The sequence below is a fragment of the Pseudomonas sp. MYb327 genome (assembly GCF_040438925.1).
Classification (GTDB): Bacteria; Pseudomonadota; Gammaproteobacteria; order Pseudomonadales; family Pseudomonadaceae; genus Aquipseudomonas.
Genome location: NZ_CP159258.1, coordinates 3,087,493 through 3,110,666, shown reverse-complemented (window position 1 = coordinate 3,110,666; position 23,174 = coordinate 3,087,493). Strand labels below are relative to the sequence as shown.

The 23,174-nt window shown below is 60.4% G+C and carries 18 protein-coding genes; 16 read left to right on the top strand and 2 right to left on the bottom strand.

Annotation, left to right across the window (positions count from 1 at the left end):
• Positions 1–12: 12 nt before the first annotated feature.
• Together ABVN21_RS13970 and ABVN21_RS13965 are read right to left on the bottom strand one after the other, a co-directional pair.
• Complete coding sequence (locus ABVN21_RS13970; RefSeq protein WP_339553249.1) at positions 13–3,291, bottom strand: EAL domain-containing protein; 3,279 nt, start codon at positions 3,289–3,291, stop codon at positions 13–15.
• A gap of 66 nt (positions 3,292–3,357) precedes the next feature.
• Complete coding sequence (locus ABVN21_RS13965; protein WP_339553250.1) at positions 3,358–4,248, bottom strand: LysR family transcriptional regulator; 891 nt, start codon at positions 4,246–4,248, stop codon at positions 3,358–3,360.
• A gap of 147 nt (positions 4,249–4,395) precedes the next feature.
• Here ABVN21_RS13965 and leuC point away from each other — a divergent pair, with 147 nt between their 5' ends.
• The 16 genes from leuC to ABVN21_RS13885 all read left to right on the top strand — a co-directional run bounded on the left by leuC (position 4,396) and on the right by ABVN21_RS13885 (position 23,070).
• Positions 4,396–5,826 carry a 3-isopropylmalate dehydratase large subunit gene (leuC, locus tag ABVN21_RS13960; protein WP_339553251.1) on the top strand — a complete coding sequence of 477 codons (1,431 nt, stop codon included), beginning with the start codon at positions 4,396–4,398 and terminating at the stop codon, positions 5,824–5,826.
• Positions 5,827–5,828: 2 nt separating this feature from the next.
• Positions 5,829–6,473: a 3-isopropylmalate dehydratase small subunit gene (leuD, locus tag ABVN21_RS13955; protein WP_339553252.1), complete on the top strand. Its 645-nt coding sequence runs from the start codon at positions 5,829–5,831 to the stop codon at positions 6,471–6,473.
• A gap of 136 nt (positions 6,474–6,609) precedes the next feature.
• Positions 6,610–7,377: a class I SAM-dependent methyltransferase gene (locus ABVN21_RS13950; RefSeq protein ID WP_339553253.1), complete on the top strand. Its 768-nt coding sequence runs from the start codon at positions 6,610–6,612 to the stop codon at positions 7,375–7,377.
• A 66-nt stretch (positions 7,378–7,443) separates the two neighbouring features.
• Positions 7,444–8,526 (top strand): 3-isopropylmalate dehydrogenase, encoded by a 1,083-nt coding sequence (leuB, locus tag ABVN21_RS13945; RefSeq protein ID WP_339553254.1) that lies wholly within the window; start codon positions 7,444–7,446, stop codon positions 8,524–8,526.
• A 68-nt stretch (positions 8,527–8,594) separates the two neighbouring features.
• The gene (gene asd / locus ABVN21_RS13940; RefSeq protein WP_034150917.1) at positions 8,595–9,707 is read left to right on the top strand and encodes an aspartate-semialdehyde dehydrogenase; all 1,113 of its coding nucleotides are present in this window, start codon (positions 8,595–8,597) and stop codon (positions 9,705–9,707) included.
• Positions 9,708–9,969: 262 nt separating this feature from the next.
• Complete coding sequence (locus ABVN21_RS13935) at positions 9,970–10,980, top strand: aspartate-semialdehyde dehydrogenase (RefSeq protein ID WP_339553255.1); 1,011 nt, start codon at positions 9,970–9,972, stop codon at positions 10,978–10,980.
• A 207-nt stretch (positions 10,981–11,187) separates the two neighbouring features.
• On the top strand, positions 11,188–13,869 hold the full coding sequence (locus tag ABVN21_RS13930; RefSeq protein WP_339553256.1) for a FimV/HubP family polar landmark protein: 2,682 nt from the start codon (positions 11,188–11,190) through the stop codon (positions 13,867–13,869).
• A gap of 308 nt (positions 13,870–14,177) precedes the next feature.
• The gene (gene truA, locus ABVN21_RS13925) at positions 14,178–15,002 is read left to right on the top strand and encodes a tRNA pseudouridine(38-40) synthase TruA (RefSeq protein ID WP_339553314.1); all 825 of its coding nucleotides are present in this window, start codon (positions 14,178–14,180) and stop codon (positions 15,000–15,002) included.
• 63 nt (positions 15,003–15,065) lie between these two features.
• Positions 15,066–15,692: a phosphoribosylanthranilate isomerase gene (locus ABVN21_RS13920; RefSeq protein ID WP_339553257.1), complete on the top strand. Its 627-nt coding sequence runs from the start codon at positions 15,066–15,068 to the stop codon at positions 15,690–15,692.
• Between the two features lie 238 nt (positions 15,693–15,930).
• Positions 15,931–16,851: an acetyl-CoA carboxylase, carboxyltransferase subunit beta gene (accD, locus tag ABVN21_RS13915; RefSeq protein WP_339553258.1), complete on the top strand. Its 921-nt coding sequence runs from the start codon at positions 15,931–15,933 to the stop codon at positions 16,849–16,851.
• On the top strand, positions 16,848–18,155 hold the full coding sequence (gene folC, locus ABVN21_RS13910; protein ID WP_339553259.1) for a bifunctional tetrahydrofolate synthase/dihydrofolate synthase: 1,308 nt from the start codon (positions 16,848–16,850) through the stop codon (positions 18,153–18,155). Before accD ends, folC begins: the two co-directional genes overlap by 4 nt.
• Positions 18,139–18,810 carry an SPOR domain-containing protein gene (locus tag ABVN21_RS13905; protein ID WP_339553260.1) on the top strand — a complete coding sequence of 224 codons (672 nt, stop codon included), beginning with the start codon at positions 18,139–18,141 and terminating at the stop codon, positions 18,808–18,810. Before folC ends, ABVN21_RS13905 begins: the two co-directional genes overlap by 17 nt.
• A gap of 98 nt (positions 18,811–18,908) precedes the next feature.
• Positions 18,909–19,469: a CvpA family protein gene (locus ABVN21_RS13900; protein ID WP_339553261.1), complete on the top strand. Its 561-nt coding sequence runs from the start codon at positions 18,909–18,911 to the stop codon at positions 19,467–19,469.
• A 41-nt stretch (positions 19,470–19,510) separates the two neighbouring features.
• Complete coding sequence (purF, locus tag ABVN21_RS13895) at positions 19,511–21,016, top strand: amidophosphoribosyltransferase (RefSeq protein WP_034150926.1); 1,506 nt, start codon at positions 19,511–19,513, stop codon at positions 21,014–21,016.
• A gap of 72 nt (positions 21,017–21,088) precedes the next feature.
• Positions 21,089–22,300 carry an O-succinylhomoserine sulfhydrylase gene (locus tag ABVN21_RS13890; RefSeq protein ID WP_034150927.1) on the top strand — a complete coding sequence of 404 codons (1,212 nt, stop codon included), beginning with the start codon at positions 21,089–21,091 and terminating at the stop codon, positions 22,298–22,300.
• Positions 22,297–23,070 carry an SDR family oxidoreductase gene (locus ABVN21_RS13885; protein WP_339553262.1) on the top strand — a complete coding sequence of 258 codons (774 nt, stop codon included), beginning with the start codon at positions 22,297–22,299 and terminating at the stop codon, positions 23,068–23,070. Before ABVN21_RS13890 ends, ABVN21_RS13885 begins: the two co-directional genes overlap by 4 nt.
• Positions 23,071–23,174 lie beyond the last annotated feature (104 nt).

The window sequence follows — 23,174 nt, the reverse complement described above, 5'->3', positions numbered from 1 at the left end:
TTATTGCGACGACTACCTAAGCAATTTCTGAAACTCATCAACCGGCAACGGCGGGCTGTGCAAATACCCCTGATAGAAATGGCAGTCCAGCCCTTGCAAGAACTCCAGTTGCTCCGGAGTTTCCACACCTTCGGCGATCACTTTGAGTTCCAGGCTGCGCGCCATGGCGACGATCGCGCGGATGATTTCGGCGTCGTTGGGATCGGTGGTGGCGTCGCGGATGAACGACTGGTCGATTTTCAGTGTGTCGACCGGCAGGCGCTTGAGGTAGGTCAGCGACGAGTAGCCCGTACCGAAGTCGTCCATGGCAAAGCTCACGCCGAGTTTTTTCAGGCGGCGCATTTTGTTGATGGTGTCTTCCAGGTTCTGGATGACGATGCCTTCGGTAATTTCCAGTTTCAGCAACGAGCAGGGCAGGCCGTAGCTGGCGAGGCTGTTTTCGATGCGTTCGACAAAGTCGTTCTGGCGGAACTGTCGTGGGCTGATGTTTACACACAGGCTGAAATCCAGCGGGTCCACCAGGCCTTTCAGGATCAGTTGCCTGAAGGACTTGCAGGCTTCATCGACGATCCAGCTGCCGACCTCCAGAATCAGTCCGCTGTCCTCCAGGACCTTGATGAATTCGGTGGGGGATTGCGCGCCGAGTTCCGGATGGTTCCAGCGCACCAGCGCTTCGGCACCGACGATGCGGTTATCCCGGGCGTCGACCTGGGGCTGGTAATGCACACGAAACTCACCCCGGGAAAGGGCCAGGCGCAAATCGGTTTCCATGCGCAGGCGCTCGCTGGCGGCCTTTTGCATGGTGTTGTGATACATCTGCGCGGTGTTGCGCCCGGAGTCCTTGGCGCGATACAGCGCGATATCGGCGCGCTTGAGCAGATCGGTCGGCGTCGAGCCGTGATCGGGAATCAGCGCAATGCCGATGCTCGGAGTAACTTGCAGGCGCTGGCCGTCGAGGAACATTGGCTCCGAAAGCAACTCGCGGATAGTATCCGCCAGCTGTATGACCTGATCGCTGACCTCGTTGCGCGAGCCCTCGAGGCCGCTAAGCAGCACGACGAATTCATCACCGCCCAGCCGTGCGACGGTGTCCTCCATGCGCACGCTGGCTTCAAGGCGCGCGGTGATGATTTTCAGCACCGTGTCGCCCACTGGATGGCCGAGGGAATCATTGATGTGCTTGAAGTGATCGAGATCGAGAAACATCAGCGCGCCACGCAGGTTGTGGCGTTTAAGCAAGGCAATCTGCTGGCTCAGGCGGTCCATCAGCAACGCGCGGTTGGGCAGGTTAGTCAGCGGGTCGTGGTAGGCCAAGTGGCGGATCTGCGCTTCGGCGTTTTTCAAAAGACTGACATCCCGCGCCGTCAGCAACAGGCACGCGGTTTCGTTAAGGGTAATCGGCTCCACCGAGACTTCGACGGTCAGTAATTCGCCGCGCTTGTTACGCCCGAGCATTTCGAGGTGATGGACCCGGCCCTTGATTTGCAGTTCGGCCAACAATGCCGAGCGCTGTTTTTCTTCGGCCCAGATCCCGACCTGATACACCGTGCGGCCGATCACTTCGTCGGCGCGGTAGCCGGTCAGGCGGCTGAATCCGTCGTTGACCTCAAGATAACGCCCGGTGTCGCGTTCGGTGATGGTGATGGCGTCGGGGCTAGAGTGAAACGCCTTGGCGAACTTTTCTTCGCTAGCCTTGAGCGCGGCATCCGAGCGTTGTTGTTGAGAGATATCGCGCAGGGTAGTGACGACACAGGGCTGGTCACCGACGTTGATCTGGCGGCTGGAAATCACGCAGGTCAGCGACTGCCCGTCCTTGTGCCGGACCAGGGTCGCTACGTTATTCAGCCCTTGTTCACGGATGACCTGTTCGACCCGCTGCAAGCTTTTTCCCGAGGCGTCCCACAGGCCGATTTCGTCGGCGCTGCGCCCGATCACATCAGCGGCGCTCCAGCCAAACGTCTGGGTGAAGCTGGAGTTGATTTCGATGAATTGCCCGGTGTCCTGGCGGGTCACGCAGATCGGGTCCGGGCTGACCTGGAACAGCGTGGCGAATTTCTCTTCGGAGGCCACCAGTTGTTGCTCGCGTTCGACCTGGTCGGTGATGTCGAGCAGGGTGCCGGCCATGCGCAGCGGCGCACCGTTTTCATCGCGATAGAGCCGGGCTCGGCTTTCCAGGTAACGCGAACTGCCGTCCGGCAGCTGCACGCGATAGGTCAGTTGATAGTTGCCGGCGGGGCCTTCGCGCAGGCTGCGATAGGCATCGCGCATGGTGTCGCGTTCCTCATCGGGCACGCCCTCGAAAAACTCGTCGAAGGATTCATGAAAGGGCTTCGCTTCCATCCCGTGCAACTGCGCGGCGCGGGCCGAACCGTAGAGCATGCCGCTGGGTATATGCCAATCCCAGGTACCCAGTTGCGCTGAGTCCAAGGCCAGGTCGAGGCGTTCCTGACTGTCCTTCAGCGCATGTTCGGCGGCTTTGCGTTCCGTGGTGTCGAGGAACGTACTCAGCAAATAGGGCTGGCCTTCGAGTTCGACCTTTTGAGCGCTGAGGATGCCGTCGTGGATCTGGCCATTGCTGGCACGAAACTGCACCTCCATGCTGATCAGTTCGCCTTTGGCCTTGGTGGCCTTGACCAGTTCCGCCCGTTGTTCGGGGTGTACCCACAAGCCCAGTTCCAGTGTGGTGCGGCCGATGGCGTGTTGTACCGGCCAGCCGAACAGACTCTCGAAATACTGATTGGCTTCGGTAATCAAGCCATCGTCCTGGCGAGTCAGCAGGACCATGTTCGGGCACAGGTGAAACAGCGTGGCGAAGCGTTTTTCCGAACTGCTCAGCGCCTGTTCACGCTGACGTTGGTGGGTGATCTCTCGGATCACCCCGATCATGCGGGGGCGGCCGTGTTTGTCCGGCAACAGGCTGCCGTTGATCTCCAGCCAATGCAAGCTGCCATCGGGCCAGCGAATGCGGTGATGCATCGCTTGCTCCAGCGGCGCGCCGGCGATGACGGCGTGGAACGCGCGAACGGTTTTCGCCCGATCTTCCGGTGGCAGCAAGTCGAGGTATTCCAGATCGGCCGGCAATGGTTGCCGCGGATCGAAGCCGAACAGCGCCTGCGTGCCCCGCGACCAACTGATCTGACCGCGTTCGATGTCCCAATACCAGGCACCCAGCCGCGCACCGTTCAAAGCGGCCAGCAATTGTGAGGCACTTTCCCAACTCTGCTCGGATCGTTTTGGGTCAAGCGCCTGAATGCGCGGCATCGGCGGAATACGGTCTACAGATTTCGGCATTGGCAAGCCTTGGGCTGATGTGGGCAATTGGCACAGGATTTCGCGGCTCTATAGAAGTAGCACAAGTCAGCCTTGAGTCCCTGGCAGTTCGATTTGAGCATCCAGCAGCGCCATGAAGGCCCGTGCTGCATTCGAGAGCGTCCTTTCTGTGTGCAGGATATAGCCTAGCTGGCGAGACAGTTGTATGCCCGGCAGCGGTATTCGTGCAACTTGATCATCAAGCATGGTGCGCGGCAATACGCTCCATGCCAGGCCAATGGAGACCATCATCTTGATGGTCTCCAGGTAATTGGTGCTCATGGCGATGTTCGGCGTCAGGCCCTGGGCTTCAAAAAGGCGCTGGACGATGTGATGGGTAAAGGTGTTGCCACCGGGAAAAACCGCCGGGTGAAGGGCGATATCCGCAAGGCTGACCTTGCCGTTGAGGAGTAGCGAATGCTCCGGGGCGACCACGAAATCCAGCGGGTCATCCCACACCGGCGTGGCCTTGACCAGCGCGTGGGGTTCCGGCGCCAAAGTGATGACCGCCAATTCGGCCCGGCCATGGAGAATTTCTTCGTAGGCCACTTCCGAATCGAGGAACTGAATATCCAGCGCCACGTCCGGATAGCGTCGGGTGAATTCTCTTAATAAAGGCGGCAACCGGTGCAGGCCGATGTGGTGACTGGTGGCCAGAGTCAGACGGCCGGCCACCTCGCCGGTGAGGTTGGTCAGGGCGCGGCGAGTATCATCCAGTACATTCAGAATTTGGTACGCGCGCGGCAGCAAGGCGCGGCCAGCCTCGGTCAGACCGACTTCACGGCCCAATCGATCGAACAGCCGCACCTTCAATTGCTGTTCGAGCCCGGCGATGCGTTTGCTGATGGCCGGCTGGGTCAGGTGCAGCCGTTCGCCCGCGCCGGAGAAGCTGCCGGTCTCGGCGATGGCAATAAAGGCATTGAGGTTGGCCAGATCCATATCTGTATTCCAGTTGGTTATCCAAAGCATAAAAAATATGAATTTGAGTTATTTAATGTAACCCCATAGGATCAGCCTCACAAGCCAAAGGGTTATTGAAAATCTCAAAGCCCGGGGCATAGAAACAAGCTGATGAGGAACCGTCTGATGGCCGGCAAAACGCTCTACGACAAGCTCTGGGATTCGCATTTGGTCAAGCAGCGCGACGATGGCTCTGCGCTGATCTACATCGATCGTCACATCATCCACGAAGTGACTTCGCCGCAAGCCTTTGAAGGTCTGCGTCTGGCCGGGCGCAAGCCTTGGCGCATCGATGCCAACATCGCGACCCCGGACCACAACGTACCGACCACTCCGGAGCGCAAGGGCGGCATCGACGCCATTGTTGACCAGGTCTCGCGTCTGCAGGTCCAGACCCTCGACGACAACTGTGATGAATACGGTATCGTCGAATTCAAGATGAACGACGTCCGCCAAGGCATCGTCCACGTCATCGGCCCGGAGCAGGGCGCTACCTTGCCGGGCATGACCGTGGTTTGCGGCGACTCCCACACCTCGACCCACGGCGCATTCGGCGCCTTGGCTCACGGTATTGGCACTTCCGAGGTCGAGCACGTGCTCGCCACCCAGTGTCTGGTCGCCAAGAAAATGAAAAACATGCTGGTTTCCGTCGAAGGCAAGTTGCCGTTCGGCGTAACCGCCAAGGACATCGTCCTCGCGGTGATCGGCAAGATCGGCACTGCCGGCGGCAACGGCCACGCCATCGAGTTCGCCGGTAGCGCGATTCGTGACCTGTCTGTCGAAGGCCGCATGACTATCTGCAACATGTCCATCGAGGCCGGCGCTCGCGTAGGTCTGGTGGCCGCCGACGAAAAAACCGTGGCTTACGTGAAGGGCCGTCCATTTGCTCCGAAAGGCGCGGAATGGGACTTGGCTGTCGAAGCGTGGAAAGACCTGGTTTCTGATAAAGACGCCAAGTTCGACACCATCGTTGAACTCGACGCGACCCAGATCAAGCCGCAGGTGAGCTGGGGCACTTCGCCGGAAATGGTGTTGGCGGTCGATCAGAACGTTCCGGATCCTGCGAAGGAAATGGATCTGGTCAAGCGCGGCTCCATCGAACGTGCCTTGAAGTACATGGGTTTGACCGCCAATCAGGCGATCACCGACATTCAGCTGGACCGCGTATTTATCGGCTCCTGCACCAACTCGCGAATCGAAGATTTGCGCGCTGCGGCGGTGATTGCCAAGGGCCGCAAAGTGGCTTCGACCATCAAGCAGGCCATCGTGGTTCCGGGTTCGGGTCTGGTGAAGGCGCAGGCGGAATCGGAAGGCCTGGACAAGATTTTCCTCGAAGCCGGTTTCGAATGGCGCGAACCAGGTTGCTCGATGTGCCTGGCGATGAACCCGGACCGTTTGGAATCAGGCGAGCATTGCGCTTCCACGTCGAACCGTAACTTCGAAGGCCGTCAGGGCGCCGGTGGCCGTACCCACCTCGTCAGCCCGGCCATGGCCGCCGCAGCCGCTGTGAACGGTCGTTTCGTCGACGTCCGTGAATTGATCCAGGGAGCGCAGTAAGCATGAGAGCATTTACTCAACATACCGGACTTGTCGCGCCTTTGGATCGTGCCAACGTCGACACCGACCAGATCATCCCGAAGCAGTTCTTGAAGTCGATCAAGCGCACCGGTTTCGGCCCGAACCTGTTCGATGAATGGCGCTACCTGGACGTGGGGCAACCGTACCAGGACAACTCCAAGCGTCCGCTGAACAAGGAGTTCGTGCTCAACGCCGAGCGTTATCAAGGCGCCAGCGTGTTACTGGCCTGCGAGAACTTCGGTTGCGGCTCCAGCCGCGAACACGCGCCGTGGGCCCTGGAAGAATACGGTTTCCGCAGCATCATCGCGCCGAGCTACGCCGACATCTTCTTCAACAACAGCTTCAAGAACGGGTTGCTGCCGATCATCTTGAGCGATGCCGAAGTGGATGAGCTGTTCCAACAGGTCGAGGCCAATCCGGGCTACCAGTTGCAGGTCGACCTGCAAGCCCAGACCGTGACCCGTCCGGACGGCAAGGTGCTGAGCTTTGAAATCGACGCATTCCGCAAGCACTGCTTGCTCAATGGCCTGGACGACATCGGCCTGACCTTGCAGGACGGCGATGCGATTGCGACGTTTGAAGCCAAGCACCGTGCGAGTCAGCCGTGGTTGTTTCGCGACGCGTGATTTTGCGTAAGGCGTGATGACGCCATCGCTGGCAAGCCAGCTCCTACAGTTGAAACGCATTCCCCTGTAGGAGCCGGCTTGCTGGCGATGAGGCCCGAATGAACACCCCAAGACTCACCCCAAAAAGGAAGTCCCCATGACCAGCTCCGCCCAGCACAGCCAGGTAGTCCAAAAGCAATTCGGTGAACAGGCTTCGGCCTACCTGAGCAGCGCCGTACACGCTCAAGGCACCGAATTCGCGCTGCTACAGGCTGAACTGGCAGGGAAGGGCGATGCGCGAGTTCTGGACCTGGGTTGCGGCGCCGGTCATGTGAGTTTTCACGTGGCCGCTCTGGTAAAAGAAGTGGTGGCCTACGACCTTTCGCAGCAGATGCTCGACGTGGTCGCCGCAGCTGCCGCTGATCGTGGCTTGAGCAACGTCGCCACGGTCAACGGCGCCGCCGAGCGCTTGCCGTTCGCCGATGGCGAGTTCGACTTCGTGTTCAGCCGATATTCGGCGCACCACTGGAGCGATCTCGGCCTGGCCCTGCGGGAAGTGCGCCGGGTCTTGAAGCCGGGCGGTGTGGCGGCGTTCATCGATGTGTTGTCACCGGGCAGTCCATTGTTCGACACTTACCTGCAAAGCGTCGAAGTGCTGCGCGACACCAGCCACGTGCGCGATTATTCCGCCGGCGAGTGGTTGCGTCAGGTCAGCGAAGCCGGGTTGCAGACCCGCAGCACCACGCGGCAGCGCCTTCGCCTGGAATACAACAGCTGGGTCGAGCGCATGCGCACACCTGAAGTGATGCGCGCCGCGATCCGCCAATTGCAGCAATCGATGGGCAACGAAGTACGCGAATATTTTGAGATTGAGGCTGATGGTTCGTTCAGTACCGATGTACTGGTACTGATGGCTGAACGATAGGCCTGAGGCGATCGAATTTTTCCGGGCGTGCCCCCAGGGCGCACCGACTGATGACATGAGGAAAGCATGAGCAAGCAGATTCTGATTCTCCCAGGTGACGGTATTGGCCCGGAAATCATGGCCGAAGCGGTTAAGGTGCTGGAACTGGCCAGTGACAAGTTCGCCCTGGGCTTCGAACTGAGCCACGACGTGATCGGTGGCGCGGCCATCGACAAGCATGGCGTGCCATTGGCCGATGAAACCCTGGAACGTGCCCGCGCGGCCGATGCCGTGCTGCTGGGCGCGGTCGGCGGCCCGAAATGGGACACCATCGAGCGTGACATCCGTCCTGAGCGCGGCCTGCTGAAAATCCGTGCGCAACTGGGCCTGTTCGGCAACCTGCGTCCGGCGATCCTCTACCCGCAACTGGCCGAAGCTTCCAGCCTGAAGCCGGAAATCGTGGCGGGCCTGGACATCCTGATCGTTCGCGAGCTGACCGGCGGTATTTACTTCGGCGCGCCACGCGGCACCCGTACCCTGGAAAACGGCGAGCGTCAGTCCTACGACACCCTGCCGTACAGCGAAAGCGAAATCCGCCGCATCGCCCGCGTCGGCTTCGACATGGCCATGGTGCGCAGCAAGAAGCTGTGCTCCGTGGACAAGGCCAACGTATTGGCCTCCAGCCAACTGTGGCGTGAAATCGTTGAAGAAGTGGCCAAGGATTACCCGGAAGTCGAACTGAGCCACATGTACGTCGACAACGCCGCCATGCAGCTGGTGCGTGCACCGAAGCAGTTCGACGTGATCGTTACCGACAACATGTTCGGCGACATCCTGTCCGACCAGGCGTCGATGCTCACCGGTTCCATCGGCATGCTGCCATCGGCGTCCCTGGACACCAACAACAAGGGCATGTACGAGCCGTGCCACGGTTCGGCGCCGGACATTGCCGGCCAAGGCATTGCCAACCCGCTGGCAACCATTTTGTCGGTCTCGATGATGCTGCGTTACAGCTTCAACCAGCAGGCTGCGGCCGATGCCATCGAAAAAGCCGTCAGCCTGGTGCTGGATCAGGGCTTGCGCACGGGCGACATCTGGTCGGCCGGTTGCACTAAAGTCGGTACGCAGGAAATGGGTGACGCAGTAGTCGCCGCGCTGCGGAATCTGTAATCTCTCGGGCCCGCTGCCCATTTCACCCCCGAAAGCAGCGGCCCACATTTCAAGAAGGTGTAGTTGCGATGAAACGTGTAGGTCTGATCGGTTGGCGCGGTATGGTCGGTTCCGTGCTCATGCAGCGGATGCTGGAAGAGCAGGATTTCGATCTTATCGAGCCGGTGTTTTTCACCACTTCCAATGTCGGTGGCCAAGGCCCGTCCGTGGGCAAGGACATTGCTCCGCTCAAGGACGCTTACAGCATTGAAGAGCTGAAAACCCTCGACGTGATTCTGACCTGCCAGGGTGGCGACTACACCAGCGAAGTTTTCCCGAAACTGCGCGAAGCCGGCTGGCAGGGTTACTGGATCGACGCCGCTTCAAGCCTGCGCATGCAGGATGACGCGGTGATCGTTCTGGACCCGGTGAACCGCAAGGTCATCGACCAGCAACTGGACGCGGGCACCAAGAACTACATCGGCGGCAACTGCACTGTCAGCCTGATGCTGATGGGTCTGGGTGGTCTGTTCGAAGCAGGTCTGGTGGAGTGGATGAGCGCCATGACCTATCAGGCGGCCTCCGGTGCCGGCGCGCAGAACATGCGTGAACTGATCAAGCAAATGGGCGCGACCCACGCCGCTGTCGCCGATCAACTGGCCGACCCGGCCAGCGCGATCCTCGACATCGACCGTCGTGTGGCCGAAGCCATGCGCAGCGATGCGTACCCGACCGAAAACTTCGGTGTACCGCTGGCCGGTAGCCTGATCCCATGGATCGACAAGGAACTGCCGAACGGCCAGAGCCGCGAAGAGTGGAAGGCCCAGGCCGAGACCAACAAGATCCTCGGCCGCTTCAAGAGCCCGATCCCGGTGGACGGCATCTGCGTGCGCATCGGCGCCATGCGCTGCCACAGCCAGGCGCTGACCATCAAGCTGAACAAAGATGTACCGATCGCCGATATCGAAGGGCTGATCAGCCAGCACAACCCGTGGGTCAAGCTGGTGCCGAACAACCGTGAAACCAGTATCCAGGAGCTGAGCCCGAACAAGGTCACCGGCACCCTGAACGTTCCGGTCGGTCGTCTGCGCAAGCTGAACATGGGTTCGCAATTCGTCGGCGCGTTCACCGTTGGCGACCAGCTGCTGTGGGGTGCGGCCGAACCGCTGCGTCGCATGCTGCGGATCCTGCTTGAGCGTTAATCGATTGAAGCAATGAAAGAGCCCGCGCCTTGCAAGAGGTGCGGGTTTTTTTATGCCTGAGGTTTCCCGGTTGGCTGGTCTGGCGTCATCGCCGGCAAGCCAGCTCCTACAGGTTTCGTGGTGTACCCAGAATTTGTGCGTGATACCGCTCTCTGTAGGAGCTGGCTTGCCAGCGATGAGGCCGGTACGAGCGCCGTCGAATTGCCTGTGTGGCACTCACCCGGTAAAGTGCCGCTCCCCCCGTTTCGCCAGAGGTAGAACCATGAGCCAGTCCATTGATATTGCCGTGATCGGCGCCACCGGTACTGTCGGCGAAACGCTTGTGCAGATTCTCGAAGAGCGCGACTTCCCGATCGGCACGCTGCACCTGTTGGCCAGCAGCGAATCCGCCGGGCATTCGGTGCCATATCGCGGCAAGAACGTGCGTGTTCGCGAAGTCGATGAATTCGACTTCAGCAAGGTGCAGCTGGTGTTCTTTGCTGCCGGCCCGGCGGTGACCCTGAGTTTCGCTTCGCGTGCCACGGCCGCCGGTTGCTCGCTGATCGATCTGTCCGGCGCCTTGCCCGCCGATCAGGCACCGCAAGTGGTGCCTGAAGCCAATGGGCAAATCCTGTCCGGCCTGCAAAAGCCATTTCAGGTCAGCAGCCCGAGCCCGTCGGCCACCACGCTGGCGGTGGTGCTGGCGCCATTGCTTGGTTTGCTCGATCTGCAACGCATCAGCCTCACCGCCAGTCTGGCCGTTTCCGCTCAAGGGCGCGAAGCCGTGAGCGAGCTGGCCCGGCAGACGGCGGAACTGCTGAATGTGCGACCGCTGGAGCCGAAATTCTTTGATCGGCAGATGGCCTTCAACCTGTTGGCCCAGGTCGGCAAACCGGACGAGCAGGGGCACACGTTGCTGGAAAAGCGCCTCGTGCGCGAGTTGCGTCAGGTGATGGCGCTGCCTTCATTAAAGATTTCTGTCACGTGCATTCAAGCTCCGGTGTTTTTTGGCGATAGCTTTAGCGTGACCTTGCAGGCAGCAAGCGAAATCGACCTGGCGAAAGTCAATGCCGCACTGGAAGATGCACCCGGTATCGAGTTGGTTGAGGCTGGCGATTACCCGACACCGGTGGGTGACGCGGTAGGGCAGGATGTGGTCTACGTTGGTCGGGTTCGCCGAGGTATCGACGACCTGTCGGAACTAAACTTGTGGTTGACGTCAGATAACGTACGCAAAGGTGCGGCGCTCAATGCTGTGCAGCTGGCCGAATTGTTGATAAAAGACATGCTGTAAAAGATACTTGGCGACAATTTTCCCAATGGTTCCAGGCGAGCGTCATGCTTGGCCGGAATGCTGAAGGCGAGCCACCCTGCGGTGCTTTCCGGGGCATGCATGAAACGACCGCGCGCGACGACCCTTCGCCGCCGCGCGCAATGCCTTACGGCAGCGGCTATCAATACCTTCTCGCTGGCCGAGGAATGTTCAAACTAAGGATGAGCTATGGTTCAAGTTCGCAAACTGGTGTTAGCAATAGCGGCCGCCTCGGCGCTGTCCTCCGGTATGGCGCATGCCCTCGGGCTCGGGGAGCTGACCCTGAAATCGACGCTGAACCAGCCGCTGGTGGCCGAAATCGAGCTGCTCGACGTCAAGGAGCTCACCGCTGCCGAAGTGGTGCCGAGCCTGGCTTCACCTGAAGATTTCGCCAAGGCCGGTGTCGACCGCCAGGCGTTTCTCAACGACCTGACCTTCACTCCAGTCCTGAACGCCAGTGGCAAAAGCATCCTGCGTGTGACGTCCAGCAAACCACTCTCCGAGCCGATGGTGAAATTCCTGGTTCAGGTGATGTGGCCCAACGGTCGCCTGCTGCGCGATTACAGCGTATTGCTCGATCCGTCCAAATTCTCGCCGCAAACCGCTGAAGCGGCTGCGCAATCTGCACCGACCCAAGGTGTGACAACGCCCGTCACCGGCTCGACCAAACCGTCCGAATACACCACCACACCGCGCGATACCCTTTGGGAAATTGCCGCGAAGGCGCGTAATGGCGGTTCGATTCAGCAAACCATGCTGGCCATCCAGGCGTTGAACCCGGATGCCTTTATCGACGGCAACATCAACCGGCTGAAAACCGGTCAGGTGCTGCGTCTGCCGGACCAGGTGCAAAGCACCAGCCTGGCGCAACCCAAGGCCATTGCTGAAGTAGCCGCGCAGAACACCGCGTGGCGTCAGGGTCGTCCTTATGTTGCGAAGCCTGGAACCGGGCAGCAGCAACTCGACGCCACCAAGCGAGCCCGCGCTGAAGGTGCTCCGGGACAAACCGCCACCGACAAGCTGAGCCTGGTTTCCGCCGAATCCGGCAAGGGTGGCAAAGGCGCCGCTGGCGACGCCAAGGCCCTGAGCAACAAGTTGGCGGTCACACGGGAAAGCCTAGATACCACTCGGCGTGATAACGCCGAGCTGAAAAGCCGCATGGCCGATTTGCAAAGTCAGCAGGAAAAGCTGATGCGCCTGATCGAGCTGAAGAACAATCAACTGGCCAAATTGCAGGCCGAAGGCGGGGCGGATGCACCGGTGGCTGAGACGGCTGCGGCTGCAACTGCTCCGGCGATTACGGCGGAACTGACGCCAGCTCCAGCGGCGACACCCGCTGAAGTGGCGCCGGTGGCACCTGCTCCAGTAGCGTCAGCGCCTGAGGCTACCCCGGTTCCGTCCGAGGCACCCGCCGAGCCGGCCCCGGCAGCCTCCGACGAACAGCAATTCCACGAGCTGCTGACCAACCCATGGCTGTTGGGGCTGGCGGGTGGCGGGGTCGTGGTTCTGCTGCTGTTGCTGTTGTTGCTGGCCCGTCGCCGCAAAGCTCAACAAGAAGCGGAAAAGCACCTGCGCATGGCTCGCGCCCTGGCCGAAGATCAGCCGTTCTCCGCTGATCTCGATCTGCCGGACAGCACTTTCGAAGGCCTGGAGGTTCCAGCGCCGAACGTGAAGCTCGCCACCGCGGCAGTCCCAGCTCCAGTTCCAGTTCCAGCTCCAGCGCCAGCGCCTGTCCCGGCTCCAGTCCCGGCCCCGGTGATTGCCCCGGTTGTGGTTACGCCACCGATTGCAGCACCGTTGGTCTCGCCGGCCGCCGATCGCTCCGACGACGTATTGGGCAAGGCTCAGTCGCACATTGCCGCCGGTCGCCTGAATCAGGCGACGGCGTTGCTGGAAGAGGGCATCAAACTCGAGCCGCAACGCAGTGATTTGCGCCTGAAATTGATGGAAGTCTATGGCCAGCAAGGCGACCGCGACGCGTTCGTGGGCCAGGAGCGTCAGTTGGTGGCCAATGGTGACAATTTCGCCCAGGTCGAAAAACTCAAAAGCCGCTTCCCGGCCATGGCGCTGGTCGCCGCCGGTGGTATCGCTGCAGCAGCCGCTGCTGCCGAGTTGGATGCGCAATACGTTAAGGATCTGTTGCTGGACGAGCCTCAAGCGCCTGCGCCGGTTGACGATGACTTCGACAGCGCATTTGACCTGAGTCTGGACGATCTGGAAAACGTCACTCCGGTCGCACCTGCACCTGCACCTGCACCAGAACCTGAAGCAACAACCTTGGCCGATCTGGAAGATTTCCCGCTGGACGATGACCTGAGCTTTGGATCGGTGTTGCAGCAGCAGACAGAAATCAAGGAAAACCTCGACGACCTGTCGGACTTCGATCTGGACATGGACCTCGGCGCAGAGCCGTCGCCAGCGATGCTCGCCGAAGACGACTTCCTGCTGGATCTGGATCTGGATGAAGGCGTGAAGGACCTGCCTGTCATCGAAACGCCAGCAGCGCCCGAAGTGGCGCTGGATGATCTGGAGCTTCCGGCCGATTTTGACCTGTCGCTGGCCGACGAAATGGATGCGCCAGACGCATTCGCCGCGGAGCTGGATGACGTCAACGCCGAGTTGGAGAGCCTGTCGGGAAGCATCGCTGAGCCGACCTTCACGGCGGACGATGCCATGGCCTCCATGGATGAAGAACCGGAATTCGATTTCCTGTCCGGCACCGACGAAGTCGCCACCAAGCTCGATCTGGCCCAGGCCTACATCGACATGGGTGACAACGATGGCGCCCGGGACATCCTCAATGAGGTAGTGACCGAAGGCGATGACGGGCAGAAGAGCGAAGCGAAGGAAATGCTTGCGCGTCTGGCGTGAGTGATTGATGCGTTGTAAACAGACGGCAGCCTGATGAGGCTGCCGTTTTTGTTTCAACGGTAATGCGATGGTGCTTGTGGTGCCGCTATCGCCAGCAGGCTCGCTCCCGCATGGATCGAGTTGTTCAAGCCATTTGTGTTGGATACCAATCCCCCGTGGGAGGGAGCCTGCTCGCGAAGAGGGTATCCCATTCGCCGCAGGTCTTTCTGTTGTACTGGCGTCCAAGCTCGGCGGCCTTATAATGCCCGCCTTTGCGCACATCAACAGGCTGTTCCCCCTTGGCAAACATAGATAATCCGGCCGCCGAAATGGCGGCTGACGGCTTTTTCCGGATCGCGCTGGGCGTTGAATACAAAGGCTCGCGATATCGCGGCTGGCAACGCCAGGCTTCGGGTGTCCTGACCGTGCAGGAAACCCTCGAAAACGCCTTGTCCAAAGTCGCCGATTCACCTGTGTCGCTGCTCTGCGCCGGGCGCACCGATGCCGGCGTTCACGCTTGCGGTCAGGTGGTGCACTTCGATACGCAGGTCGAGCGTTCGATGAAGGCCTGGGTGATGGGTGCCAACATCAACTTGCCACACGATGTCAGTGTCAGTTGGGCCAAAGTCATGCCGGCGCATTTTCATGCGCGGTTCAAGGCCATCGCCCGACGCTATCGCTACGTGATCTACAACGATCAGATCCGTCCGGCGCACCTGAACGAAGAAATCACCTGGAACCATCGTCCGCTGGACGTCGAGCGCATGGCCGAAGCGGCGCAGTATCTGGTCGGGACCCATGACTTCAGTGCTTTCCGCGCCGGTCAATGTCAGGCCAAGTCGCCGATCAAGGAACTGCATCATCTGCGCGTTACCCGTCACGGCAAGATGATTGTCCTGGATATCCGCGCCAGTGCGTTCCTGCACCACATGGTGCGAAACATCGCCGGGGTGCTGATGACCATCGGTGCAGGCGAGCGCCCGGTGGAGTGGATGAAAGAAGTGTTGGAGAGCCGAATCCGGCGTTCCGGCGGGGTGACCGCGCATCCGTTTGGCCTGTATCTGGTGCAGGTCGAGTACCGCGACGAGTTCGAATTGCCCGAACGTTTCATCGGCCCGCATTTCCTCACCGGTTTCACCGAACTTGACGGCTGACGCCCTCGAACGCTTTTGTTACCATCCGGGACTTTCTCGGATTTGCCGTGGGGTTTTATCGACATGTCAGCCGTTCGCAGCAAGATTTGCGGGATTACCCGCATAGAAGATGCGTTGGCAGCGGTCGAGGCTGGGGCCGATGCCATTGGTTTTGTGTTTTATGCCAAAAGTCCGCGGGCAGTGACGTTCCAGCAGGCGCGCTCGATCATCAAGGCGTTGCCGCCGTTCGTGACCACCGTGGGGTTGTTCGTCAATGTCAGCCGATGCGAGTTGGGGGAGATCCTCGACGCCGTGCCGCTGGACCTGTTGCAGTTCCATGGCGACGAAAGCGCTGAGGACTGCGAAGGCTGGCATCGCCCGTACATCAAGGCATTGCGGGTCAAGGCCGGTGACGACATCGCGGCGGCTTGCGACGCTTATCCGAGCGCCAGCGGTATCTTGCTCGACGCCTATGTCGAAGGCATTCCGGGGGGAACCGGTGAAGCGTTCGACTGGTCATTGATACCGCAAGGCCTGAGCAAACCGATCATCCTGGCGGGCGGACTGACCCCGGAAAACGTCGCCGAGGCAGTGGCGCGGGTTCGACCGTATGCCGTGGATGTTAGCGGTGGGGTAGAGGCCAGCAAGGGCATCAAGGATCACGCAAAGATTCAGGCGTTTATCAAGGCGGCTGTAGGAGCTGGCGAGTGAAGCGAGGCTGCGATCTTTTGATCGGGGTCGTGATGTGACGGCTGGCACACTGCCGCCGTCTTTAACTGCACTTGCACAAAGCAGGCATGGCTGAGGGTTTATGGGGTTGCACGCAGGTCATGTTTCGCGCTGACCGTGGCGGCTCATCAAACATCGCCGCACACATGAATTTAGCTCAAGGGCATACGCGGGGCTGCGAACCAGAGCGTTCGGGCCGCCGGTACTGGAGAAAGAAAGCATGAGCAACTGGTTAGTAGACAAACTGATCCCTTCGATCATGCGTTCCGAGGTCAAGAAGAGCTCGGTGCCTGAAGGTCTTTGGCACAAATGCCCGTCCTGCGAGGCTGTGCTGTATCGTCCAGAGCTGGAAAAGACCCTGGACGTTTGCCCCAAGTGCAACCATCACATGCGTATCGGCGCCCGCGCCCGTATCGACATTTTCCTCGACGCCGAAGGCCGTAGCGAACTGGGCGCCGACCTGGAGCCGGTTGACCGCCTGAAATTCCGCGACGGCAAGAAGTACAAGGATCGCCTGACCGCTGCGCAAAAGCAGACCGGCGAAAAAGACGCGCTGATCTCGATGAGCGGTACCCTGCTGGGCATGCCGGTCGTGGTCTCGGCGTTTGAATTCTCCTTCATGGGTGGTTCGATGGGCGCCATCGTCGGTGAGCGCTTCGTCCGCGCTGCCAACTACGCCCTGGAAAAACGCTGCCCGATGATCTGCTTCTCCGCCTCCGGTGGTGCGCGGATGCAGGAAGCGCTGATCTCCCTGATGCAAATGGCCAAGACCTCCGCGGTTCTGGCGCGTCTGCGTGAAGAAGGCATTCCGTTCATCTCCGTGTTGACCGATCCGGTCTACGGCGGTGTTTCCGCCAGTCTGGCGATGCTCGGCGACGTGATTGTCGGCGAGCCGAAAGCCCTGATCGGCTTTGCCGGCCCGCGCGTTATCGAGCAAACCGTGCGCGAAAAACTGCCGGAAGGCTTCCAGCGCAGCGAGTTCCTGCTGGAGCACGGCGCGATCGACATGATCATCCACCGTCAGGAACTGCGTCCGCGCCTGGGTAACCTGCTGGCGCAAATGATGGGCCTGCCGACGCCGAAATTCGTCGCCGCGCCAATCGAGCCGATCGTGGTTCCACCGGTACCTGCCAACATATGACTGAACGTACCCTTGGCGAGTGGCTCGCCTACCTTGAGCAGTTGCACCCCTCGGCCATCGACATGGGCCTTGAGCGCTCGCGACAGGTAGCGTCCCGTATGGGACTGGGCAAGCCGGCGCCTCGGGTGATTACGGTCACCGGCACCAACGGCAAGGGTTCTACCTGTGCGTTCGTGGCGTCGTTGCTGCGGGCCCAGGGCCTGAACGTCGGTGTTTACAATTCCCCGCATCTGCTGCGTTACAACGAGCGGGTGCAGGTCAACGGCGTCGAAGCCACTGACGCCGAGCTGTGCCAGGCCTTCGCTGCCGTTGAAGCCGGTCGCGGCAACACTTCCCTGACTTATTTCGAAATGGGCACCCTGGCGGCGTTCTGGCTGTTTCAACAGTCGGGGCTCGACGCCGTGGTGTTGGAAGTCGGCCTGGGCGGGCGTCTGGACACGGTCAACGTGGTGGACGCCGACATGGCGCTGGTCACCAGCATTGGCGTCGATCATGCGGATTACCTGGGTGATACCCGTGAGTCCGTGGCCTTCGAGAAGGCCGGCATCTTCCGTCAGGGCGCGCCTGCGCTTTGTGGCGATCTGAATCCTCCACAACCCCTGCTGGACAAGGCGCGCGAGCTTGATTGCCCGTTTTTCCTGCGTGGGCGCGACTTCGATCTCGGCATCACTGATCACTACTGGCAATGGCGCGGGCTTGATGCTCAAGGTCGCGTCGTCGAGTTGCGTGATCTGCCGTTGCTCGATCTGCCCATGGAAAACGCTGCGCTGGCGTTGCAGGCCTATCTGCTGCTGGGGTTGCCGTGGGTCGATGGGCAGATTATTCAGGCGTTGCAAGCCACTCGAGTGGTCGGGCGTCTCGATCGGCGGCAGTTTGATTGGCAGGGCAAGCGTCTGAATCTGTTGCTGGATGTGGGGCATAACCCCCATGCGGCCGAGTATCTGGCTCGGCGTCTGGCCAGTCGTCCACCGGTCGGCAGGCGTCTGGCGGTGTTCGGGTTGCTGGCGGACAAGGATCTGGATGGAGTTATTGGTGAATTGAGTGCTAGTGTCGAGCACTGGGCCGTCGCTCCGCTCGATTCACCTCGGGCGCGACCGGTTGCCGATTTGCACGACGCACTGAAAAAGCGTGGTGCTTTGGTAACGTCTTATCACAGCGTTGCCGCCGCCCTGGAAGGGCAGAGCGCGCTGGCGACGAGCGACGACGAAATTCTGTTGTTCGGATCATTTTATTGTGTCGCCGAGGCCCTCGAATGGCTGGCTCGGCGCTCCACGGAGGAAGCGGCAAATGGCATTGCTGGATAAAGCCTACAAACAGCGCATGGTCGGCGCCCTGGTTCTGGTCGCACTGGCCGTGATTTTCCTGCCGATGCTGTTCTCCCGTCAGGATGAGCAGCGCCAGGTCACGGTCGAAGCCCCTGCGGCGCCACAAGCGCCGGCGATGCCGCAAGTGCAGGTCGAGCCGGTGGTGGTGCCTGAGCCGCAAGCGCTGCCGCAGGAGCCGGTGCCGAGCGATGAAGATATTGTCCAACAGGAAGCGTCGGCGGTACCGAGTGCACCTGCTGCAACGGCTCCGGCACCTGCTGCCAAACCGGTTACGCCGCCTGCGCCAGCGCCGGTGCCTGCATTGGCCGCAAAACCGGCTACCGCGCCTGCCCAGCCCATCACGGCGGCGCCGGGTAAACCGGATACCACGCAAAGTCGCGTCGACGCCAATGGCCTGTCGGTCAGTTGGTCGGTGCAACTGGCCAGCCTGGCCAATCGTGAAAGTGCAGAAAAACTGCAGAAAACCCTGCGTAGCCAGGGTTACAACGCCTATATCCGCTCTGCCGACGGCAAGAACCGGGTCTTTGTCGGGCCGCTGATCGAGCGCGCCGAGGCCGATCGTCTGCGTGACTTGTTGAACCGCCAGCAGAACCTCAAGGGTTTTGTCGTGCGCTTTCAACCAGAACGCGGCTAAATCTATCGCACCGATTTGAAATGCACTGACAATCGCAGCTTACCGATAAGCATGGGCTCTGCTAAAATGCGCCGCCTTATCCGTCTGTAGGCTGCACTGTGCCATTTACCTGGGTTGACTGGGCGATCGTTGCAATCGTCGCCATCTCCGCATTGATCAGTCTGAGCCGCGGCTTCGTCAAAGAAGCATTGTCGCTGGTGACCTGGATCATCGCAGGAGCCGTTGCCTGGATGTTCGGTGGCTCATTGTCCGAATACCTCGCCGGATATATCCAGACCCCGTCGGCTCGTGTGATCACGGGCTGTGCCATCATGTTTGTCGCCACGCTGATCGTAGGCGCAATGATCAATTATCTTATCGGCGAGTTGGTTCGCGTCACCGGGTTGTCCGGGACCGATCGATTCCTCGGCATGGCCTTCGGCGCTGCGCGTGGCGTGTTGCTGGTGGTCGTGGCGGTCGGGCTGTTGAGCCTGGGGCCGGTACAGCAGGACGGTTGGTGGAAAGAGTCCCAGCTCGTGCCAAAATTTTTATTGGTCGCAGACTGGTCCAAAAACCTGATTCTCGGGTGGAGCAGTCAGTGGCTTGCCAGCGGTATCAGCGTACCCGCTGAAATACCGTTCAAGGAGCAACTCTTGCCGACGGCCAAAACGCCTCAGTGAGTGTTGTTCAGTCCAGATCCATTAAGTAGGGGTTGCGTCGCATGTGTGGCATCGTCGGTATCGTCGGTAAGTCGAACGTCAATCAGGCGCTGTATGACGCGCTAACCGTCCTCCAGCACCGCGGCCAGGACGCTGCCGGTATCGTGACCAGCCATGATGGCCGGTTATTCCTGCGCAAGGACAATGGCCTGGTGCGTGACGTGTTCCATCAGCGTCACATGCAGCGCCTGGTCGGCCACATGGGCATTGGCCATGTGCGTTATCCGACCGCTGGCAGCTCGACCTCGGCCGAAGCTCAACCGTTTTACGTCAACTCGCCTTACGGCATTACCCTGGCGCACAACGGTAACCTGACCAACGTTGAACAACTGGCCAAGGAGATTTACGAATCTGACCTGCGCCACGTCAACACCAGCTCCGACTCGGAAGTGCTGCTCAACGTGTTTGCACACGAGTTGGCCCAGCGCGGCAAGTTGCAGCCAACCGAAGAAGACGTGTTCGCTGCTGTTACCGACGTGCACAACCGTTGCGTCGGTGGTTACGCCGTCGTGGCGATGGTGACCGGTTACGGCATCGTCGGTTTCCGCGACCCGCACGGCATCCGCCCGATCGTGTTCGGCCAGCGTCACACCGACGAAGGCGTCGAGTACATGATCGCCTCCGAAAGCGTGTCCCTGGACGTTCTTGGTTTCACCCTGATTCGCGACCTGGCACCGGGCGAAGCGGTCTACATCACTGAAGACGGCAAGCTGCACACCCGTCAGTGCGCGACCAACCCGTCCCTGACCCCGTGCATCTTCGAACACGTCTACCTGGCGCGTCCGGATTCGATCATCGACGGTGTGTCGGTCTACAAGGCCCGTCTGCGCATGGGCGAGAAGCTCGCCGAGAAGATCCTGCGCGAGCGTCCTGAGCATGACATCGACGTGGTCATCCCGATCCCGGACACCAGCCGCACCGCGGCCTTGGAGCTGGCGAACCACCTGGGCGTGAAATTCCGCGAAGGCTTCGTGAAGAACCGCTACATCGGCCGGACCTTCATCATGCCGGGCCAGGCTGCACGGAAAAAATCCGTTCGCCAGAAGCTCAACGCCATCGAACTGGAATTCCGCGGCAAAAACGTGATGCTGGTGGACGACTCCATCGTTCGCGGCACCACCTGCAAGCAGATCATCCAGATGGCTCGCGAAGCAGGCGCCAAGAACGTTTACTTCTGCTCCGCAGCGCCTGCCGTACGCTTCCCGAACGTCTACGGTATCGACATGCCGAGCGCCCACGAACTGATCGCCCACAACCGTTCGACCCAGGACGTGGCTGATCTGATCGGCGCCGACTGGCTGATCTATCAGGACTTGCCTGACTTGATCGAAGCGGTCGGTGGCGGCAAGATCAAGATCGACAAGTTCGACTGCGCAGTGTTCGACGGCCAGTACGTCACCGGCGACGTCGACGAGGCTTACCTGAACAAGATCGAGCAGGCTCGTAACGATGCCTCCAAGGTCAAGACGCAGGCAGTCAGCGCGATCATCGATCTGTATAACAACTGAGTAACTACCGGCCCTGAGGGGCCGGTTTTGTATCTGGCTTTTAATTACGAGAATAGGGAAAGGAGTGACAGCATGAGTCAGGATTGGGATGCCGGTCGGTTGGACAGCGACCTCGAAGGCGTAGCGTTCGATACCCTGGCCGTACGTGCCGGTCAGCACCGTACGCCGGAAGGCGAACACGGTGATCCGATGTTCTTCACTTCGAGCTATGTATTCCGTACCGCCGCTGACGCCGCCGCGCGTTTTGCCGGGGAAGTGCCGGGCAATGTTTACTCGCGCTACACCAACCCGACCGTGCGCGCCTTCGAAGAGCGCATTGCCGCGCTGGAAGGTGCCGAGCAGGCCGTAGCCACCGCGACCGGCATGGCCGCGATCATGGCGGTGGTGATGAGCCTGTGCAGCGCTGGTGATCACGTGCTGGTGTCGCAAAGCGTATTCGGCTCGACCATCAGCCTGTTCGAGAAGTACTTCAAGCGTTTCGGCGTAGAAGTCGATTACGTGCCGTTGGCCAACTTGTCCGGCTGGGACGCGGCGATCAAGGCCAACACCAAATTGCTGTTCGTCGAGTCGCCGTCCAACCCGCTGGCTGAGCTGGTGGATATTGCCGAACTGGCAAAAATCGCTCACGCCAAAGGCGCGATGCTGGTGGTCGACAACTGCTTCTGCACTCCGGCGCTGCAGCAGCCGCTGAAAATGGGCGCGGACGTCGTTGTGCACTCAGCGACCAAGTTCATCGACGGCCAAGGCCGTTGCATGGGCGGTGTCGTGGCCGGTCGCAGCGAGCAAATGAAAGAAGTGGTCGGTTTCCTGCGTACCGCCGGGCCAACCCTCAGCCCGTTCAACGCCTGGATCTTCCTCAAAGGTCTGGAAACCCTGAACCTGCGGATGAAGGCGCATTGTGCCAACGCCCAGCAACTGGCCGAATGGCTGGAGCAGCAGGACGGTATCGAGAAAGTCCATTACGCCGGCCTCAAGAGCCATCCGCAGCACGAACTGGCCCTGCGTCAGCAGAAGGGTTTCGGCGCGGTCGTGAGTTTCGAGGTGAAGGGCGGCAAGGAGGGTGCCTGGCGCTTTATCGATGCAACCCGTCTGATTTCGATCACCGCAAACCTGGGCGACAGCAAAACCACCATTACCCACCCGAGCACCACCTCCCACGGCCGACTGGCGCCGCAAGAGCGTGAGGCTGCGGGCATTCGTGACAGTCTGATCCGCGTTGCGGTCGGTCTGGAAGATGTGGCTGACCTGCAAGCCGACCTGGCGCGCGGGTTGGCTGCCTTGTGATCGAGTTGTCCACGCCAACTGGCTCCAATGGCCGTGTCGCACTGGTTACCGGTGCTGCGCGGGGCATTGGCCTGGGCATTGCGGCCTGGCTGATCAGCGAAGGCTGGCAAGTCGTGCTGACGGATCTGGATCGGGTTCGCGGATCGAAAGTGGCGAAGGTGCTGGGCGAAAATGCCTGGTTCATCGCCATGGACGTCTCGAACGAGGGGCAGGTGGCGTTGGGTGTTGCCGAGGTGCTGGGGCAGTTCGGGCGACTGGATGCGCTGGTGTGCAATGCAGCGGTTGCCGATCCGCACAACATCACCCTGGAAAGCCTTGATCTGGCTTACTGGAATCGGGTGCTGGCGGTGAACCTCAGCGGGCCGATGTTGTTAGCCAAGCACTGTGCGCCGTATCTGCGGGCGCATAGCGGGGCGATCGTCAATCTGGCATCAACCCGCGCCGGCCAGTCGGAACCTGACACTGAGGCGTATGCAGCGAGCAAGGGCGGCTTGTTGGCCCTGACTCATGCGCTGGCTATCAGCCTTGGTCCGGAGATCCGGGTCAATGCAGTCAGCCCCGGCTGGATCGACACGCGCGATCCTTCCGTACGCCGTGCCGAACCGCTGACCGAGTCTGATCATGCGCAACATCCGGCGGGCAGGGTAGGGACGGTTGAGGACGTGGCGGCGATGGTGGCCTGGTTGCTGTCGAAGAACGCCGGGTTTGTCACGGGCCAGGAGTTCGTGGTCGACGGTGGCATGACCAAGAAGATGATTTACAGCGAATAGGCTAGCTCCCACTTGAGAACAGCGATCCACTGTGTGAGCGAGCCCGCTCGCGAAAGCGATCTGAAAGATCCGAAGCACATGCGGAATGACACGATTTTGTCTTT